The following is a 14,403-nucleotide window of genomic DNA, read 5'->3' on the forward strand; positions in this document are numbered from 1 at the left end:
TGCTGTGGCTCAGGCGCCGGCGCCGGCGTCGGCCAGGTGCCGGGAGTCGTGGCTGAGAACCTTCACCATGATGCCGCGGCGGCGCAGCTCGGCCACGGCGCGCGTGCCCTCATCGCTGTCCCGGCCGAGAGCGTTGAGGTTGGCGACCACGAGAACGTCACCGGGCTTCAAGGTCGCGATGAGTCGGCCCAGCCGCTCACTCCAGCTCTCCAGGATGTCGGGCGCCGGGTGGCGGAAGCCCTCGATGGGCACGCCGAAGCGGGTGAGGTCATCGCGCTGCTGCACGACCGATGGCATCCCCTCGCGGGCGACGACGAGCCCGACCAGACGTGAACCATCGGGTCGCGCCGACCAGAAATTGCGGTTCTGCTGCAACTCGGTGAAGCACTTCGGGCACTCGGCCGCAGCATGCGGCAGGTGCACCGGGCTGGTCCGCGGGTCGTCGATATGCACGTTCCCGGTCGTCAGCTCAGTTGAATCGCTCATCGGCGCACCTCCAGCATCCATTCTGCCTTGCTGCGTAGCCGGATGGCGACCGATTCAGAGCATCCCGAGCGCCCGTACGGCCTCGCGCTCCTCGACCAGTTCGGTCACGGAGGCGTCGACCCGCGCGCGTGCCCACTCGCTCAGCTCCAGCCCTTCGACGACCTGCCACTCGCCCGCAACGGAACGTACCGGGAACGAGGAGATCAGTCCCTCCGGAACTCCGTACTCGCCGTGCGAGACGACACCGGCGCTGGTCCAGTCCTCGGTGCCGTGCACCCAGTCCCGCACGTGGTCGATCGTCGCGCTCGCGGCCGACGCCACCGACGACGAACCGCGCACCTCGATGATCTCGGCGCCGCGCTTCGCCACCCGCGGGATGAACGTGCTCTCCAACCACGCCGGTACATCGCCGACGATCGCGGCCAGAGCCTCGGTGACCGGTCGCCCGTCGACGGTCGCGTGCGACACGTCAGGGAACTGCGTCGCCGAATGGTTGCCCCAGATCGGCACCCGACCGATGCTCCCGACGCGAGCCCCGAGGGCCTGAGCAAGCTGCGCCTTGGCGCGGTTCTCGTCGAGGCGGGTGAGTGCGGTGAAGCGCTCGGCCGGAACCCCGTCAGCGGATGCTGCCGCGATCAGCGCGTTCGTGTTCGCCGGGTTGCCGACGACCGTCACCCGCACACCGGATGCCGCGTTGGCGGCGATCGCCTCGCCTTGCGGGCCGAAGATCCCGGCGTTCGCAGCGAGTAGGTCGGCACGCTCCATGCCGGGACCCCGAGGACGGGCACCGACGAGCAACGCGAGATCGCAACCATCGAACCCGACGGCCGGGTCATCCGTCACCTCGACGTGCTCGAGCAGGCCGAACGCGCCGTCCTGCAGTTCGAGCGCCGCACCCTCGGCGGCGCCGAGCCCTTGGGGGATCTCCAGCAACCGCAGCCGCACCTTCTCCTCCGATCCGAGCATGTCGCCGGCCGCGATTCGAAACAGCAGCGCGTAACCGATCTGCCCGCCCGCGCCGGTGATGGTGATGGTCGTCGTCATGATTCCGAGCCTACGTCTGATCGGCACGGGAGTACCCTCGATTCATGACCTTCAACCCCGACGCCGACATCTCGGGCAACACCACGCGACGCCGCGGACGCAACGCGGCGATCGCCGGCGGTGGCGTGGGTGTCCTCGGCATCATCGCTCTCCTGGTCGGACCGCTCCTCGGTGTGGATCTCACCGGTCTTCTCGGTGGCGGCGCGACGGGCGGCGGTACGGAGCCCGCCGGCGGTTCAGTCATCGAGGACTGCAAGACCGGCGCGGACGCCAACGCGGATGTCGACTGCCGGATGGCAGGCGCGCAGGTCGCACTCGACGAGTTCTGGGCGGAGAACATCGAGGGCTATCGAGCCCCGCAGCTCACCGTCGTCGACGGGCAGACTCCGACGCAGTGCGGTACCGCATCCAACGCCGTCGGACCGTTCTACTGCCCGCCCGAAGAAGGCGTATACCTCGATCCGACGTTCTTCGATCTCATGCGGCAGCAGTTCGGAGCATCCGCCGGCAACCTCGCGCAGCTGTACATCGTCGGGCACGAGTGGGGTCACCACATCCAGAACATCACCGGCTACATGGAGCAGTACCCGAACAACGGCACCGGTCCCGGCAGCAACGGTGTGCGCATGGAGTTGCAGGCCGACTGCTACGCGGGCGCCTGGATCGGGCAGATGACCAAGCAGAAGGATCCCGATGGCGACCCGTACCTGCTGAAGCCCACGGAGGCGGAGCTGAACGACGCCATCAATGCGGCGGTCACGGTCGGCGACGACCACATCCAGGAGCAGTCCGGTTTCGTGAACCCGGAGAGCTTCACGCACGGCTCCAGCGATCAGCGCCAGTACTGGTTCGCGAACGGATACCAGAACGGCCTGGGCGTCTGCGACACCTTCACCGTCGCCGAGGGCGACCTGTAATACCAGGAGGTCGTCATCCCTCGGCTAGCGTGGAAGGTTGAACTTCTTTTCACCGGGTCGGGGGACCAATGATGATGAACCTGGATGCACTGTATCCATCGATCGAGCCGTACGACGAGGGGCAGCTGCTCGTCGGTGACGGGCACCGCATCCATTGGGAGGTCAGCGGCAACCCCGAGGGCAAGCCGGTGGTCTTCCTGCACGGCGGACCGGGCAGTGGCACCTCGCCCTGGCAGCGCCGCTTCTTCGACCCGGAGAAGTACCGGATCGTGCTCTTCGATCAGCGCGGTTGCGGCAAGAGCACTCCGCACGCCGCGGAGCCCGGCGCGGACCTGCGCTTCGTCACCACGGCGCACTTGATCGCCGACATGGAGCTGCTGCGCAGGAACCTCGGGATCGAGGCCTGGCAGGTGTTCGGCGGCTCCTGGGGCAGCAGCCTCGCCCTGGCCTACGCGCAGGCGCATCCGGATGCCGTCACCGGCCTCGTGCTCCGCGGCATCTTCACGCTGCGCCGTGAAGAGCTCGAGTGGTTCTACGAGGGCGGCGCGGCCGCGCTCTTCCCCGATCTGTGGGAGGACTTCATCGCACCGATCCCGGTGCTCGAGCGCTCACGGATGATCGAGGCGTACCACCGTCGCCTCTTCGACCCGGATCCCGCGGTGCACGTTCCCGCGGCGGTCGCCTGGACCACATGGGAGGCGTCGACCGTGACGATGCGCCCTGACCCGGAGCACATCGCCGAGATGGCAGATCCCGAGCGCGCCGTCGCGTTCGCCCGCATCGAGAACCACTTCTTCGTGAACCGCGGATGGTGGAGCGAGGGTCAGCTGCTTGCCGGCATCGATGCGATCCGCCATATCCCGGCGATCATCGTGCAGGGGCGGTACGACGTCTGCACCCCGGTAATGACGGCCTGGGATCTGCATCGTGCATGGCCGGAGGCGGAATTCGTCATCGTCGAGGCCGGACACTCGGCATCCGAGCCCGCGATCCAGCAGGCGCTGCGCGACGCGACGGATCTGCTCGCCGTCTGAGCGGCCCAGGTCTCGCTGGTCGTCGAGCGAGGGAGCGCAGCGACCGAGACGAAACGCATCGATCCGACCTCGAACGCTGGATGACGCGTTTCGACAGGCCCCTGAGCGAGGAGCGAAGCGACGAGACGAAGGGCGCTCGCTCAACGACCGGAAGTCGGGTCAGGCGCGAAGCGCCTGGAGCAGGGTTCGTACGAGTCCGGGGACGCTGCCGGTCACGCGGAAGCGGGTCAGGCCCTCGCTCACCACGGCGCCGGTGCGAGACGATACGAACCACGGCGGCTTCGGCAGGATGCTCAGGCGCCCGCCGCCGTTCAGCAGGGGAAGTGACCGCGGGAATGGCCGGAACGGTCCGCGGACGACCGAACGTTCGACACCGTCCAGCAGCAGCGCGTTGTGCACCACGCCGATCCCGCTGCCCACATCGTCGATCGTGCTGCCGGGAAAAGCGCCCCAGGTGAGGGTCGGGGTGATGAAGCCGAACGCCGTCCAGCCGTTGATCGCGATCGATCCGTAGCGCAGGGCGGTGATCGCCCGCTCGAAGCCGGCGCCGAGAGCCTTCTCGGTCGCCGGGTCGATCAGCAGGTTCGCACCGAGCGTGCCCTGCAACTCGTTGTTCGCGTGCGCGACGGCCGCATCGAGGAAGTCCTGGCCGTGACCCGGCACGGTGACGACGCCGAGCACCGGAGCGAAGTACTCGGTGTGCTCGAGGGGCGCGGCATCCTGACCGTTCTCGATCTCCACGAGCACGCGGTCGCCGAGTACGAGCGCGTCGGGGTAGGCATCCGCCGCCGACTGCATCCGCGATGGCGAGCCGGGGTACCAGGTCGGCCGCTCCGGGGCGTTCGCGTAGGCGCGGCGCAGAGCGGCGCGGAAGGCATCGGCCTGTGCCCAGTCCGAGGAGAGGATCACGACCTGGCCGGCGATGCAGTTGTGTCCGCTGTTCTGCAGCCGCATCGTCGCGATGTGCTCCGCCTGGAACGTGATGTCGGCATCGGTCCATTCCCCAGGTACGACGATGATCGGCGAGACACCGCCCAGCTCAGCCGTGATCGGCTTCTTCAACTGCGGACGGTTCTCGCGCCGGCGCCGTTTGGCCGCCGCGCCCTGGCCCCACACGATCGCATCGAACGTCGCTGCGGACCCGGTGATGTGCACGTGCACCAGGTCAGGGTGGCTTGTCAGGTGCGCCCCGACCGCCGGCCCGCCTCGGACGATCCGGAGGAACCCCGGCTCGATGAGAGCGGCGAACGCGCGCTTGTACACCGGCACGAGCGAGTCCTGCGTCGGGTTGACCTTGAGGAGGGCGGTGCGGTTGTGGGCGAGCAGCTCGTAGAGCACGTCGAGCACCGGGATGGAGGTGATATTGCCGGCGCCGAGCACCAGGCCGACGCCCCCGGACTCGGTGGGTGTGCGCTGGGCGAGGCCGGCCGCGGCGCGTGCGGCGTTCGGGGTGATGCCGGGCTCGAGCCAGACCTCTCCGGTGTACCCCGAGAGCAGGAACTTGTCGATCCCGGTGAGGGGGAACGCGTGCACGCGCGTACGGCCGCCCGGTGCCCGGTCGAGTCGCACGCCATCGAGCGGGTTGACGCCCTGGGCGAGACGGGAGAGGGTCTCGATGTAGGCGTCGAGCGCGCCGAGAACGCTGTACGGGCCGCTGAGCCACTCCTCGCCGCGCAGCGGATGCTTCGCGTCAAGGCCCTTGGATGCCGCCGCTGTCGTCGCCCAGTCCTCGGCGGTCGCCGCCACACCTGCGCGTACCGCGCGAAGCAGCGTTGCCCGCTGGCCGACGGTGAGGCTCGACCAGGTGCGGGTGCCGGTCTGGAGCGCGGCCACGTCCTGATCGAGACGTGCGCGCTCCGCGTCGTCGAGGTCAGCAGGGGCGGACGTGGTCGTAGAAGTCATCGACGTCTCCTTCGGGCGGGGTCCCAGCTTATGCGTGCGGATCGCGGATGCGAGCGGGAGCCTCGTCGATGTCCGCGCGGCGCAGCCGGTATCCCCGCAGCGTCACCAGGCTCGCCGCCATCAACGCGGCGGGAAGGATGCTGAAGCTGAGCACGATGCCCGTGATCGCGGCATCCGGCTGCTCCACCGAGACTCCGGCGACGGTGGAGACGTAGCCGGTCGCGGCCAGCGTGAGCGAGACCGCCGAAGCGCCGAGAGCGAAGCCGACCGTCTCGCCGGCCGTCCAGACGCCGGTGAAAGTGCCGGCCTGGCCGGCACCGTGCGTGCGTTCGTCGTGCGAGATCACATCGGGGAGCATCGCCATCGGCAGGGCCTGCAGCCCCGCATAGGCGATTCCCGCGACCGCCACCGAGGCGTATATCCACGGTCCGGGCGCCCAGACGGCGGCGGTGATGGATGCCGCGGCCAGCGTGAACAGCACACTGGCGATCATGAAGGCCCGCTCTTTGCCGAGGCGTCGGGCGAAGGTCGTCCATCCGGGCGCCGCGAGCAGCGCCGGCCCGACCAGGGCGATGAACACGAAGGTCACGGCATCCTCGGATCGCAGCACCCAGGTCGCAACGTATTGTGCGCCGGCGAGCATCGTGCCGGTGGCGAGGGCCTGCAGCAAGAACGTGCCGAGCAGCGCGCGGAACGGGATGCTGCGTCCCAGCGCGCGGAACCCGGCGAGATACTGCTCGCGGATTCCGGCCGGGGGAGCCGCAGTCCGAGAAGCGCCCTTCGTCCCGGCAACCGCAGTGCGTGCGGCGATGAACATTCCCGCCCCGATGACCACGCCGGCGACGACACCCATCAAGAGATAGCCCGCGACCGGATCAGATCCCGCCCTGCGCAGGGCAGGGCCGCCCGCTCCGAACATCAGGATCGCCGCGGTGAGCACGACCACGCGCCAGCCGAGCAGCCGGCTGCGTTCGTCGTAGCTGCCGGTCAGTTCGGCGGGAAGCGCGACGTACGGCACCTGGAAGAGGCTGAACGCCGTCGCCGTCGCGAGGAATGCCAGCAGCACGCAGGTCGCGCCGGCTGCAGGACCCCACGACGGCGGGACGGCGAAGGTGAGCGCGAAGAACAGCGGCAGGGTGAGCGCGCCGGTGACCATGAATCCGCGGCGCGAGCCGGTGCGCGCCAGCTGGCGGTCGGATGCCGCGCCGATGAGGGGGTCGATGATGACGTCCCAGATCTTCGCGGCGGTCACGATGAGTCCCGCGGCGAGAGCGGCGACACCGAGGTTGTCGGTGAGGAAGTACGTCAGCACCAGCCCCGGCAGGGTGGCGTAGCCTCCGGTGCCCAGCGAGCCGACCGCGTACAGCACGATCGTGCGGGGAGAGAGGCGGACGGATGCGCGCTCCGGTCGAGCGTCTGAGCTCATCGCGCCAGTGTATCGGCGCGCATGTCACAGGCGACGTCGCGGCGCGGGCCTCAGATCAGCGCGAGTTCGCGCAGTTTCGCTTCAACGTCGGCGTTCGACGGCTCGACGTGGTGCGAGGAGTCCGGGTAGACGACGACCGGGATGTTCATACGACCGGAGATGTCCTTCGCGATGTCTGCGGCAGCAGGGTCGGCGGCGAGATCGACGTAGGTGTACTCGATTCCCAGTCCGTCGAGCTGCTTCTTGGTACGGCGGCAGTCGCCGCACCACTCGGCGCCGAACATCGTGATGGTGTCAGAAGCAGGAGAAGTCATGTATCAAGGGTAGGGCCGTTCAGCAGAGCAAGCGCTGAGAGAAAGCACGGCGCGGCCAGACATGGAACGATGGAGCCGAATATCATCCGACGGGAAGGGTGCACGTGAAGACAACGGTCACGGTCATCGTGCCGACCTTCAACGAGCGTGACAACGTGGCCGAGCTCGTCGAGCGCACGGCGACGGCGCTGCGCGGGTGGGATGCCGAGATCCTCTTCGTCGACGACAGTGCCGATGACACCACGGCCGAGGTCGAGCGCGTCGCCGCAGACGCGCCCCTGCCGGTGCGCGTCATCCATCGCGCCGTGAACACCGGTGGGCTCGGCGGCGCAGTCGCCGAGGGGCTGGCCGCGGCGGCATCCGACATCTGCATCGTGATGGACGGCGACCTGCAGCATCCGCCGGAACTGCTGCCCCAGCTGCTCGCGCGACACGCGCAGGGCGATGCCGATGTGGTCGGCGCCTCGCGCTACATCGGCGGCGGGGACTCCGGCGGACTCGGCACGGCGCTGCGCTTCGGGGTTTCGCGGGCGGCGACCTGGCTGACGAAGGCGATGTTCCCGCTGCGACTGGCCCGGAGCACCGACCCGATGACGGGATTCTTCCTCGTCGACCGCAGCCGCGTCGATCTCCCCGGTCTGCGTCCGCAGGGCTTCAAGATCCTGCTCGAAATCCTGGCCCGCTCCGACCTGCGGATCGCCGAGATCCCGATGGAGTTCGGTGAGCGCCGGCACGGAACGTCCAAGGCGAGTCTGCGTCAGGGGATGACGTTCGTCGCCCACCTCACCCGCCTGCGCTTCGGAAAGATGTCGCTGTTCGCCCTGATCGGTCTCGTCGGGGCGATCGTGAACCTCGGCATCATGTGGCTGCTCACCACGGCCGGGATGGACTACATCTGGGCCGCGATCATCGGCGCCGGGACGACCATCATCGGCAACTTCATCCTGCAGGAGCGGTTCGTCTTCGCCGACATGCGCACCGGTGCCCGAGGCCTCGGCATCCGGTTCGCCACCTCCGTCACGTTCAACGGCATCGAGGCAGCGCTGCGCATCCCGTTGATGGCACTGATGGTCGAGTCCTGGCACATCTCGAGCGTGGTCGCCACAGGGATATCCCTCATCGTCGCGTTCTTCGCGCGGTTCCTGTTCCACTCCCTCGTCGTCTACGCGCCTCGCGGCCGGCGACCGGCAGGTGTCGCGGTTGAGCCGCCGGTCGACACCGCGACGCAGCGGATCATCCGCGCGATCGATGCCGAGGCGATGCGGCCGGGAGAGCTGTAGACGCCACCGTGTGAATGGGTAGGCACTATTCTGTCCCGGTGACTGACATCGCAACGGCCCCGCGCTTCCGGCTGACCCGCATGCACCCGCGCGACCCCCATCAGGGACACCGCGCGGCGACGCCGCTCGAGCTCTTCTTCGACCTCGTCTTCGTCGTCGCAGTGAGCACGGCTTCGGCCCAGCTGCACCACGAACTCTCGGCCGGACATGTGGAGAACGGCCTCGTCTCCTACGGGCTGGTCTTCTTCGCCATCTGGTGGGCGTGGATGAACTTCACCTGGTTCGCGACCTCGTTCTCGACCGACGACTGGCTGTACCGCATCCTCACCTTCGTGCAGATGGGCGGGGTCCTCGTGCTCGCGGCGGGGATCCCGGCCGCATTCCACGGTGACTTCACCGTGCCGGTCATCGCCTACATCGTGATGCGCGTCGCGATGATCGTGCAATGGCTTCGTGCGTCCCGGTCGGCAGGCAGCGCGCGCAAGGCGACGCTGTTCTATGCGGCAGGCATCACGATCGTTCAGCTCTGCTGGGTCGCCTTCCTGTTCGTCCCCGCAGAGGCGCAGATCGCGGTCTTCCTCCTGTTCGTGATCTTCGAGCTCGCGGTGCCGGTCATCGCCGAGCGCCAGGGGCAGACGCCGTGGCATCCGCACCACATCACCGAGCGTTACAGCCTGTTCACGCTGATCGTCCTCGGCGAGAGTCTGCTGGCCTCGTCCAACGCGATCATCGAAGCTCTCGACGAGGTCGAGTCGCTCGGACCGCTCATCTCCATCGCCGTCCTCACTCTCGTCGTCACCGCCGCGCTGTGGTGGATCTACTTCTGGCCGCCGCACCACCGCGCCATCACCACCCTGGCAAGCTCCGTCCGCTACGGCTACACCCACTTCTTCGTCTTCGCGGCCGCAGCGGCATTCTCCGCAGGCATCGAGGTCGAGATCGATCGCCTGACGCATCACTCAAAGCTCGATGCGGTCCAGGCGTCCTTCACGGTCACCGTTCCGATCGCGGTGTTCCTGCTCGGCATCTGGTGGATCGCGATCCGCGAGAACGCGGATCGCGTCGTCAACACGGCGATTCCGCTCGCGGCGGTGCTGGTGCTGCTGGACCCGTTGCTGCCGACTCCGGTGGTGTTCACGGCCATCGTGCTGGTGGTCGTCGTGGTGATCCTCGTGCTGCGGCCGCCGGTGGGCGAAGAGGCGCCAGGATCTCAGCCCTGAGTATCAGAAGGATCACACCTGCGTATGCCCGGTGGTGCATACACAGGGGCGTAGCCTGAGGTGAAGCCTTCGGCATCCGCCATCGGCTCCTGCAGCTCCAGGGCTCCCAACTGGCAGGAGAGCATCATCTCCATCACCAAGGTCGAATCGACCTCGAACACCCTCGGCCCCGTACGCCAGACGTACGCCGGGTCAGCCGAGATCCCGCCTATGGCTCAGGCCTTCAAGCAGGTTTCGCAAGTTGTCCGTGAGACCGGCCTTCTGCGCCGAGCGACCTGGTTCTACATCGCCGTAGCCTCCGGTATCGCCGTCGCCCTCGGCGGTTTGATCACCGGCTTCATCCTGCTCGGCGACAGCTGGTTCCAGCTGCTCATCGCCGCCGGACTCGGCATCGTCCTGACGCAGATCGCGTTCCTCGGACACGAGGCCGCACACCGTCAGATCCTCACCTCGGGGCCGGCGAACTTCAAGCTCGCCCGCATCGTGATCGCCAGCATCGGCATGAGCTACTCCTGGTGGGACTCGAAGCACACCAAGCACCACGGCAACCCGAACCAGGTCGGCAAAGACCCCGACATCGAAGTCGACACGATCTCGTTCCTCGAAGAGGATGCCGCGAAGGCCAAGGGCCTGATCAAGCTCATCACCCGCAAGCAGGGCTGGTTCTTCTTCCCGCTGCTCACCCTCGAGGGGCTGAACCTTCATTTCCTCGGCCTGAAGTACCTCCTGACGACGAAGAACGTCAAGGGACGCTGGATCGAGCTCAGCATCATCGCCGCTCGTTTCGTTCTCCTCCTGGTGCCGGTCTTCATGATGCTCCCGCTCGGAATGGCGTTCGCCTTCATGGGTGTGCAGTTCGCCGTCTTCGGCGTGTACATGGGCGCCGCGTTCGCACCGAACCACAAGGGCATGCCGATCATCGATCCGAACGCTCGTCTCGACTTCTTCTCCAAGCAGGTGCGCACCTCCCGGAACATCACCGGCGGATGGCGGACCACCTGGCTGATGGGCGGCCTGAACTACCAGGTCGAGCACCACCTCTTTCCGAACATGCCGCGCCCGCACCTGGCGAAGGCGCGCGAGATCGTCCGTGACTACTGCGCCGCGAACAACGTGCCGTACACCGAGACGACGCTCATCCAGTCGTACAAGATCGTCATCGAGTACCTGAACCGCGTGGGCCTCGCCGCGGGCAGCGACCCGTTCGACTGCCCCGCAGCCGGGCAGATGCGCCGAGCGTAGTCCGCTCCTCGAAACGCTGAATGGCTCGATCTCTCCGGAGATCGGGCCATTCGTGCTTTGCGGCGGCGTGACAGCAGCGGTGAGGAGGCGGAGTCCGGGGTCCGTCGGTCGGTGGGCCCTTGCACCGAGAGACGACTGAGGCGCGAACGGAAATCCGTTCGCGCCTCAGTTCGAGAGGACGGTGATCAGCGTCCTGCGTGCTCCTCGTCGGCCTCGACGACCTCGATGGTGATCTTGTTGGCGACGATCGACTCATCGTCGATCAATTCGTCGTCGAGCGCCTCATCGCCGAGGAAAGACTCGTCGCCGACGGGCGCTTCCGGCGCGGCGTCTGCGGCGTCTTCCACTTCGGCCTCGGTCACGAGCTCCGCCTCGGAATCGATCGCGTTCTTGGTGTCCTTGGCGTTCTTGGTGCTCTTGGTGCTGACGGCGGCCGCCGCGGAGTCGGCAGCGGTCGGCTCGGCGGCAAGGATGCCGTCGGGGCGGATCAGCTCGCGCACCTCGGACATGAAGCTCGACAACTGCTGCTGCTGCCAGCGCAGCTGGCGGGTGCGGTCCTCGGCGTCGCGCAGCACGGTCGTGGCGTGCTCCATGACAGTGTCGACGATCTTCTGCGACTTCACGCGAGCGCGGTCGAGGGTGTCGCGGGCACGCACATGAGTATCGGCCTCGATCGTCGCGGCCTGCGCGCGCATCAGGCGCTCGTAGTCGTCGGCCTTGCCGGAGATCCGCTGGGCGTGCTCCAGGGAGGCGGCAACCTGCTCGTTCGCGTCGGTGGTGATGCGCTCGGCGTGCGCGACCGCCTGGTTGTGCAGCACCAGGAACTCCTGCTGTGCGTCGTCCTGGCGGCGGGTGAGCGTCTCCTCGAATTCGAGAACGCGGGCGTTCATCTCGCGGACCTCGCGCTCGGCATCCGCTCGCAGCTGTGTCGTCTCGCGGGTCACCAGCGAGCGCAGTGCGGCCGCACCCTTCTCGGCCTCGGTGCGGATCGCAGTCGCTTCCTGAGCGGCCTGGGCGACCTTCTCGTCTGCGTGCGCGGCTTCGCGTTCGATCCGGGCCTCGTGCGCGGTGTACTCGGTGTCCATCTTCAGACGCACCTGGTCGGCATCGCGCTGCGCCTGCGCGGTGATCCGGGTGGCGTCTGCGTCGGCCTCGGCGCGCTGTGCGGCGACTTCTTCACGAGCGGCTGCCATCAGACGGTCGGCCTGCACTGCCGCGTTCTGGATGAGCACGTTGGCCTGCTCCTCGGCGACCCGCAGGATCGCCTCGAACTGCTGGCGCGACGGCGCTTCCTTGCCTTCCGGGCGGGGAGCGTCGACGAGCTCGGAGGTGAGCGTGCTGACCTGCTGCTCGGCCTCGGCAGCCTGGGCCTTGGCGGCGGCGATCTGCGACTCGAGAGCTTCTCGAACGGCGCTCTCCTCGGCGCGCACGGCTTCGAGCTCCGAAGTGTGGCGTTCGTTGATGTCGTTCAGATCGGCGGTGACCTGCTGCAGCTGGTGCCGCAGGCCCGAGAGCGCCGTATCGACCTCGCCCTTGTCGTATCCGCGGAAGCCCACGGTGAACGCGGACTGCTCACGGGGGTTGCTCTGAACCAGCTGGTCGAAGAAGTCGTCTCCGCGATCGCCGGTGCCGGGGGAGTCGCTCATGTGCTCAGGCCTTTCTGGGGTGGCGCATCCGTCGAACTCGGTCCGCCCGGATCATGCGGCAGGGGCGGAGCGATTTCGCGGGGCCAAGGGGATGTCGTGGGGAACGCCGCCACAATGCCCTTCCGGAAGCCGGAGAGACATGCGCCGCGCACACAGCTTATCTTTGCGTGCTGTGATTCGGGGATGGAGTCTTGGATCGAGGTCCGGCTACGGGAAGCGGAGGGCGAAGCTATTTTGCACTAGTGCTATATTGCAAATATGGAAGACGAAGCGACCTCAGTCTTCGAGGCGCTGGCGCATCCGACCCGACGGCAGATCCTCCAGGACTTGAAAGACGGCGAGCTGGCCGCTGGCCAGATCGCCGCGCAGTTCCACGCGACGGGGCCCACCATCTCTCGTCACCTTCGCGTTCTTCGAGGTGCAGGACTGATCAGCGAGCGGCGCGACGCCAATCGCATCCTGTACTCGCTCGTCAGCGGACGCCTCGCCCTCACGGTCGGAGACTTCCTCTCCACCGTGTGCCCGGAACAGGTCGTGGTGCGCGAAGTGCGCAAGAGACGTTCGGCGAATACTGCGAAGGGTGAGGCGATCGAATGACTGTTCTGCGAGAGGTACGGGCGCACCTTCGTCGGCGACTCCTCCTCAGTTACCGACTCGACCCGGAAGTGGCTCGCAGCCTCCTCCCCGCGCGGTTCCGCCCGCAGCTCATCAAGGGATATGCGCTCGCCGGGGTCTGCGTCCTGGGAATCGAGGACGTCCGCCCGACATGGCTTCGCGGACGGTGGGGCCTGCGCTCGGAGAACGCCGCGCACCGCATGGCCGTCGAGTGGGACGACGCCGGCGAGACTCATCGCGGTGTCTACATCTTCGAACGGCACAGTTCCGCGTGGAGTCCCGTGCTGTTCGGAGGGCGGCTGTTTCCCGGTGTTCACCGGAAGGCGCGATTCACGATCGACGAGTCCGGCGACAGGTATGCGCTGACGATGGATGCGAAAGGGGAGATCCTCGCCGCCGACGTCGAAGTCGGAGGCGAATGGCGCAGTGACTTCTTCGACACCGTCGACGACGCCTCGGAGTTCTACCGCGCCGGACGCATCGGGTGGTCGCGCCGGCACGACGGTGTGACCTTGGAGCCGGTGGTGCTCGCATCCGAGGAGTGGTCTGTGGAAGGGGCCAGAATGCGCAGCCTGCGCTCGTCGTTCTTCGACGCGTTGCCGCCTGGTGCGGCGGTGTTCGACAGCGTCGTCGTCATGCGGAATCTGCCGCTCACGCTTTCGGCGCCGCGGCTCGGCTGATCAGTCGAGCCGGAAGACCTGACCGGTCTGCACTCCGTCGACCGACTTCGTGAACGCCTGGCCGACGGCGACGGAGGAGACCGGGATGAATCCGGGGAACGCAGCGTGGTAACCCTTGGATTCTTCGAGAACCGTGGGGCTGACGGCGTTGACGCGGATGCCACGGGGCAGTTCGGTCGCCGCGGCGAGCACGAACGATTCCACGGCGCCGTTCGCCATCGAGGCGGCAGCGCCGGTGGCGATGGGTTCGCGTGCCAGGATGCCGGTGGTGAGCGTGAAAGAACCGCCGTCGGCGACGTAGGGCGTTCCGATCCGGACGACGTCGATCTGGGAGAGGACCTTGCCCTCGAAGGCGCTGCGGTAGTCGTCGGGTCCCAGTTCCGCGAGCGGCTCGAAGGGGACTGATCCCGCGGTGACGACGACGGCATCGACCTCGCCGACGGCTTCGAACAGCGCCGTGATCGAGGCGGCATCCGTGACGTCCACGCGCGGTGAGGTGGAGCGCCCGACCGGGATGACGGTGTGACGGGTCTCGAGCGCGCGTGTCGCAGCGGCGCCGACGTGTCCGCTTGCGCCGATCAGCAGAATTCTCATGTG

The 14,403-nt window shown here is 67.6% G+C and carries 14 protein-coding genes; 7 read left to right on the forward strand and 7 right to left on the reverse strand.

The window, feature by feature from the left end:
* Positions 1-9 precede the first annotated feature (9 nt).
* Both MRBLWH12_RS16630 and MRBLWH12_RS16635 read right to left on the reverse strand, forming a co-directional pair.
* Positions 10-486, reverse strand: a complete 477-nt coding sequence (locus MRBLWH12_RS16630; RefSeq protein ID WP_363550819.1) for a recombinase family protein — start codon at positions 484-486, stop codon at positions 10-12.
* A gap of 54 nt (positions 487-540) precedes the next feature.
* On the reverse strand, positions 541-1,530 hold the full coding sequence (locus MRBLWH12_RS16635) for a malate dehydrogenase (protein WP_363550820.1): 990 nt from the start codon (positions 1,528-1,530) through the stop codon (positions 541-543).
* A 44-nt stretch (positions 1,531-1,574) separates the two neighbouring features.
* Between MRBLWH12_RS16635 and ypfJ the strand changes: the two genes are divergently transcribed.
* Positions 1,575-2,447: a KPN_02809 family neutral zinc metallopeptidase gene (gene ypfJ / locus MRBLWH12_RS16640; protein WP_363550821.1), complete on the forward strand. Its 873-nt coding sequence runs from the start codon at positions 1,575-1,577 to the stop codon at positions 2,445-2,447.
* Positions 2,448-2,515: 68 nt separating this feature from the next.
* Positions 2,516-3,481, forward strand: a complete 966-nt coding sequence (gene pip, locus MRBLWH12_RS16645) for a prolyl aminopeptidase (protein ID WP_363550822.1) — start codon at positions 2,516-2,518, stop codon at positions 3,479-3,481.
* Positions 3,482-3,640: 159 nt separating this feature from the next.
* Here pip and MRBLWH12_RS16650 read toward each other — a convergent pair whose 3' ends face one another.
* From MRBLWH12_RS16650 to MRBLWH12_RS16660, 3 genes are read right to left on the reverse strand one after another with little or no spacing between them, the layout of a single operon-like run.
* On the reverse strand, positions 3,641-5,383 hold the full coding sequence (locus MRBLWH12_RS16650; protein WP_363550823.1) for an aldehyde dehydrogenase family protein: 1,743 nt from the start codon (positions 5,381-5,383) through the stop codon (positions 3,641-3,643).
* A gap of 28 nt (positions 5,384-5,411) precedes the next feature.
* Positions 5,412-6,809, reverse strand: a complete 1,398-nt coding sequence (locus tag MRBLWH12_RS16655) for an MFS transporter (RefSeq protein WP_363550824.1) — start codon at positions 6,807-6,809, stop codon at positions 5,412-5,414.
* Positions 6,810-6,859: 50 nt separating this feature from the next.
* Positions 6,860-7,123, reverse strand: coding sequence for a glutaredoxin domain-containing protein (locus tag MRBLWH12_RS16660; protein WP_341976129.1), 264 nt, complete (start codon positions 7,121-7,123; stop codon positions 6,860-6,862).
* Between the two features lie 104 nt (positions 7,124-7,227).
* Here MRBLWH12_RS16660 and MRBLWH12_RS16665 point away from each other — a divergent pair, with 104 nt between their 5' ends.
* The 3 genes from MRBLWH12_RS16665 to MRBLWH12_RS16675 all read left to right on the forward strand — a co-directional run bounded on the left by MRBLWH12_RS16665 (position 7,228) and on the right by MRBLWH12_RS16675 (position 10,865).
* The gene (locus MRBLWH12_RS16665) at positions 7,228-8,403 is read left to right on the forward strand and encodes a glycosyltransferase (RefSeq protein ID WP_363550825.1); all 1,176 of its coding nucleotides are present in this window, start codon (positions 7,228-7,230) and stop codon (positions 8,401-8,403) included.
* Between the two features lie 80 nt (positions 8,404-8,483).
* Positions 8,484-9,623 (forward strand): low temperature requirement protein A, encoded by a 1,140-nt coding sequence (locus tag MRBLWH12_RS16670; RefSeq protein ID WP_363551395.1) that lies wholly within the window; start codon positions 8,484-8,486, stop codon positions 9,621-9,623.
* A gap of 123 nt (positions 9,624-9,746) precedes the next feature.
* The gene (locus MRBLWH12_RS16675; protein WP_363551396.1) at positions 9,747-10,865 is read left to right on the forward strand and encodes a fatty acid desaturase family protein; all 1,119 of its coding nucleotides are present in this window, start codon (positions 9,747-9,749) and stop codon (positions 10,863-10,865) included.
* 185 nt (positions 10,866-11,050) lie between these two features.
* Here MRBLWH12_RS16675 and MRBLWH12_RS16680 read toward each other — a convergent pair whose 3' ends face one another.
* A complete protein-coding gene (locus MRBLWH12_RS16680; RefSeq protein ID WP_363550827.1) occupies positions 11,051-12,511 on the reverse strand; it encodes a cell division initiation protein in 1,461 nt (486 codons plus the stop codon).
* 258 nt (positions 12,512-12,769) lie between these two features.
* On the opposite strand from MRBLWH12_RS16680, the gene MRBLWH12_RS16685 reads away from it, so the two are divergent.
* Together MRBLWH12_RS16685 and MRBLWH12_RS16690 are read left to right on the forward strand one after the other, a co-directional pair.
* On the forward strand, positions 12,770-13,108 hold the full coding sequence (locus tag MRBLWH12_RS16685; protein ID WP_363550829.1) for a metalloregulator ArsR/SmtB family transcription factor: 339 nt from the start codon (positions 12,770-12,772) through the stop codon (positions 13,106-13,108).
* Positions 13,105-13,806 (forward strand): DUF2071 domain-containing protein, encoded by a 702-nt coding sequence (locus MRBLWH12_RS16690; RefSeq protein ID WP_363550831.1) that lies wholly within the window; start codon positions 13,105-13,107, stop codon positions 13,804-13,806. The genes MRBLWH12_RS16685 and MRBLWH12_RS16690 overlap by 4 nt, the downstream gene beginning before the upstream one ends.
* Here MRBLWH12_RS16690 and MRBLWH12_RS16695 read toward each other — a convergent pair whose 3' ends face one another.
* The gene (locus tag MRBLWH12_RS16695) at positions 13,807-14,400 is read right to left on the reverse strand and encodes a short chain dehydrogenase (RefSeq protein ID WP_363550832.1); all 594 of its coding nucleotides are present in this window, start codon (positions 14,398-14,400) and stop codon (positions 13,807-13,809) included.
* Positions 14,401-14,403: the final 3 nt, after the last annotated feature.

This window comes from Microbacterium sp. LWH12-1.2 (assembly GCF_040675825.1).
Taxonomy (GTDB): Bacteria; Actinomycetota; Actinomycetes; order Actinomycetales; family Microbacteriaceae; genus Microbacterium.